This window comes from Clostridium sp., assembly GCF_032552055.1.
Classification (GTDB): Bacteria; Bacillota; Clostridia; order Clostridiales; family Clostridiaceae; genus Clostridium.
In genome coordinates, this window is record NZ_JAWGSV010000275.1 from 1 (window position 1) to 4,087 (window position 4,087).

General features: G+C 29.9%; 3 protein-coding genes. All 3 read right to left on the reverse strand.

Features of this window, described 5'->3' with window-relative positions; translation table 11 throughout:
- Positions 1-60 precede the first annotated feature (60 nt).
- A complete protein-coding gene (locus tag E6248_RS14025; RefSeq protein ID WP_316341407.1) occupies positions 61-942 on the reverse strand; it encodes an alpha/beta hydrolase-fold protein in 882 nt (293 codons plus the stop codon).
- 397 nt (positions 943-1,339) lie between these two features.
- Positions 1,340-2,701, reverse strand: coding sequence for a PTS transporter subunit EIIC (locus tag E6248_RS14030; protein ID WP_316341408.1), 1,362 nt, complete (start codon positions 2,699-2,701; stop codon positions 1,340-1,342).
- Between the two features lie 30 nt (positions 2,702-2,731).
- Positions 2,732-3,637, reverse strand: coding sequence for an N-acetylmuramic acid 6-phosphate etherase (gene murQ, locus E6248_RS14035; protein ID WP_316341409.1), 906 nt, complete (start codon positions 3,635-3,637; stop codon positions 2,732-2,734).
- Positions 3,638-4,087: the final 450 nt, after the last annotated feature.

Below are 4,087 nucleotides of genomic sequence, written 5' to 3' on the forward strand. Positions count from 1 at the left end.
AATAGGCATATTAAGAACTACTCAATAATACGCCTATTATTACATATAAACACGAAAATCTTATTTATTAAAACTATTACTTATATCCTTTAATACTTTAGGATACATTTCTCCCCATGTCGGCCAAGCATGAGGACCTTCATCTTGTAATTCATATTTCACTTCAAATCCAGCATCTGTACTATAAGAAACAAACCTTTCAACATTATCATAAGTTATTGTTTCATCATTTTTGCCATGATATGTAAAGATATCTATATCTTTAGATTTAACATCATTCATTATATTTTGATATGAATTTTCATAATAATAGTCTACTAATTGGCTTCCATAAATAAGATTACCTTCTTCCATTTTATCCCAAATAGCTGGTGACATTAATCCGATTGACTTAAACATATCACTATTACTTAATCCTATATTTAATGCTCCATAGCCACCCATAGAAATTCCAGCTATAGCTCTATTTTTACTGTTATCTAAAGTTTTATATTTAGAATCTATAAAAGGAATTAAATCATTAACAATTGCACTCTCCATCTTGAAGGTTGGTCCATCCACATAAAAACTATTAAATCCATCTACAAACACAACTATCATAGGTTCAATTTCCTTATTGTCTATTAAATTATCTAATATTTTTTGTGAATCTATTCTAGCTTCATCAGTTGTGTTAGTTAGATTTCCACCCCATCCATGTAACATATAAAGTACAGGATATTCTTTATCTGAATTTTCCTCATATTCCTTAGGTAAGTATACTCTATGGTTCCAATGTATTTTCATTGTATCTGACCACTGAGTATCTGCTATAACTTTAGATGACTTTTCCTCAACTTTTGTTTCTTCTTGAGGTTTCGCTTCATTACTTACTTGACATCCTACTAAATTTAAACATACTATTGCTAATAACATATCCACTAATTGTTTTACTTTTTTCATTATAACCTCTCACTTCCCCTTAATAATTAATAACTTGTAATTAACAATTGTGGATGAAACTCAGTAGAAACCTGAGTTTCTTACATTAAAATTATTTAGTTCCAGAAATTCAGCATCAGCTGAATTTCCTCATTAATACTTTAGAAAATATTTATTATATTTTCATTCTTAAGGTAATTTTATTAATTAAGTAATCACCCATTACTTATAGTAAATTATAGTAACTTAGGCTTACCTATTAACTACACCTTTTTCAATTAATATTTGACAGTTAACAATTAATAATTGTAGATGAAACTCAGAGCAAGCCTGAGTTTCTAAAATATAATTTATTTTCAGAAATTAAGCTATGCTTAATTTCCCACTTAATTGTCCATTGTTAATTTTTAATTGTTCATTATTCCACTGGGTCTTCGAATCCAAGCAATTCAGTGAATAAGTATCCTGCTACATATGATGCTAAAACACCTATTAAGAATACGAACATCTTTCCATCTGCTATTAGTAATGCTAGTGGTAATCCTGATACTCCAATAGCAACTGATCCAACTTTGAAGAATGCCATAACAGCTCCACCAACTCCAGCTCCTAAACAAGCTCCAAGGAAAGGTTTTCCTAGTGGTAATGTTATACCGTAAATTAGAGGTTCTCCAATTCCTAAGAATCCTGGTACTAATCCATTCTTAGCTGTTTTCTTTAATCTTTCATTCTTAGTTCTTCTAAGAACTGCAATAGTTGCTCCAACTTGAGCCATACCTGCTGTTGCAAGTATTGGAAGTAATACTGTAAATCCTACGTTAGTAATTAAATCTGTATGAATTGGAGTTAATGCTTGGTGCATTCCTGTCATAACTAATGGTAGGAATAAAGCACCTGAAACAGCTCCTGAAAGAACTGAAACAATCATATTATCTGATGCTATAGTTTGAGCTACAATTGTTCCTATTGAGTCAGATATAAATCCACCAACTGGTTGAAGTACGAATAATGCCGCTAAAACTGATATAGTTAAAGTTACTAATGGAGTAACAAATAAATCTAATACATCTGGCACGACTTTTCTACATGCCTTTTCAATATAAACTGATAAAACTACTACTAAAATAACTGAAATAATTCCGCCACGTCCTGGAGTTAATGCTTTACCGAAAATAGTAATGTTAGCTAATGCTGCTGATGATAAGATTCCACCAAGAACCCCACCCATCATAGGCATTTCAGAACCAAATTCTTTAGCTGCATTTACACCAACTAAAATTGAAAGAATTGAAAATACACCGTTACCTATAAGACCGATAATTTGTGCTGCTGTAGTTGTTTTGTAAGCATCACCAAATTGAACTCCACAAATATTATTAACTGCAAGTACTAATCCACATGCAACGAATAATGGAATTAATGGAATAAATACGTTTCCTAATTTCTTTAATATATTTTTAAATTTAGTATCATTTTTTTCTTTTAATTTTTCCTTAGTTGCCTTAACAGCATCTTCACCTATAAGTACTTTTTTACCAACTAACTTACTAACTTCTGCTGTAACCTTATTTACTTTTCCAGGTCCATATATTACTTGAAGTTGTCCATCTGCGTTTACTACTCCTAAAGCTCCTTCTGACTTTTTAATAGCTTCAATATCTGCTTTAGAGTAATCAAAAAGTTCCATTCTACAACGAGTCATACAGTTAGCAACAGATTTTATATTATCTTTTCCACCAACTAACTCAATTAAATTTTTAGCAATTTCTAAATTTGTCATAGCTTATTCCTCCATTTAATTTAAATTTAATTAAATATTTTTAAGTGCTTCAGCTATATAGCCCTTACTATTTTCAAGAACTTTTCTAGCCTCTTCTTGTTCTAACTTTGAAAGAATCATAAATATTGAAAGCTTAACATCAGAGTTTGTTTCTTCTAAGTACTTTCCTGCTTCTTCCCTAGTTACTCCTGTTGCTTCGCAAACTATTTTTTTTGCTCTTTCAACAAGCTTTTCATTTGTTGCTCTTACATCAACCATTAAGTTTCCATATACCTTACCAAGTTTAATCATAGTTCCTGTTGATAACATATTTAAAACTAATTTTTGTGCAGTACCTGACTTTAATCTAGTAGATCCTGTTACAACTTCTGGCCCAACAACTGGTGCTATTGAAATCTTTGCTGCCTTTGAAACTTCTGATCCAGCATTACAAGTTATAGCTATTGTCATTGCTCCAACTTCATTTGCATATTCTAATCCACCTATTACATAAGGTGTTCTTCCTGAAGCTGCTAGTCCAACAATAATATCATTTTCAGTTATCTTCTTATTCTTTAAATCTTCAAGAGCTAATTCTTTTGAATCCTCTGCTCCTTCTTTAGCTCTAAAGATCGCCTCATGACCACCAGCAATAACCCCTTGTACTAATTCTTCTGAAACACCATAAGTTGGTGGACATTCTGATGCATCTAAGATACCTAATCTTCCTGAAGTTCCAGCACCAATATATATTAGTCTTCCCCCCTTGTTCATTCTTATAGCAATTTCATCTATAGCCTCTGCAATTCTAGGTAATTCTGCTTCTACCGCTTCTGCTACTTTCTTATCTTCATTATTAATCATTTTTACCATTTCTAATGTAGAAACTTTATCTATATTTAATGTATTTTGATTTCTACTTTCTGTCGTTAATTTTTCTAAATCTATTTTCTTCATATAATACCTCCGAATTTAGTAAGCTTGTAAATCGTTTACTATGATATTATACTAACATATGTGAAATATAATTTCAATAGTTTTTTGAAATAAAATAAATAATATTTCATATTTTTTAATACTTTTATGACTTAATATTTCATAATTAAGAATTATTATGTTTATTGAAACGATTTCTATACTATTTTATATGTTCCTCGTCTCAAATATGTGAAATGAAATTTCAAATATTGAAAATCCTTAAAATAAAAAAATATTAATGTCCTTTCTACAAAAACATTAACCTTTTAAATTGATATTTATAACAAAATGTGAAGCATTTTTATTAATGAAAGAATGAAAAAACTAAAAAATGAAAGAATGCCTATAAAAAATCCTTACAGATTTTTTATAAGTAAATCTTTAAAACAAAAGAGGTTTTGCATTGCAAAACCTCTTCCTTCATTTTTT

Coding starts and splice junctions, on each gene's coding strand:
- murQ (WP_316341409.1), bottom strand. CDS start 3,637: ATGAAGAAAATAGATTTAGAAAAATTAACGACAGAAAGTAGAAATCAA.
- E6248_RS14030 (WP_316341408.1), bottom strand. CDS start 2,701: ATGACAAATTTAGAAATTGCTAAAAATTTAATTGAGTTAGTTGGTGGA.
- E6248_RS14025 (WP_316341407.1), bottom strand. CDS start 942: ATGAAAAAAGTAAAACAATTAGTGGATATGTTATTAGCAATAGTATGT.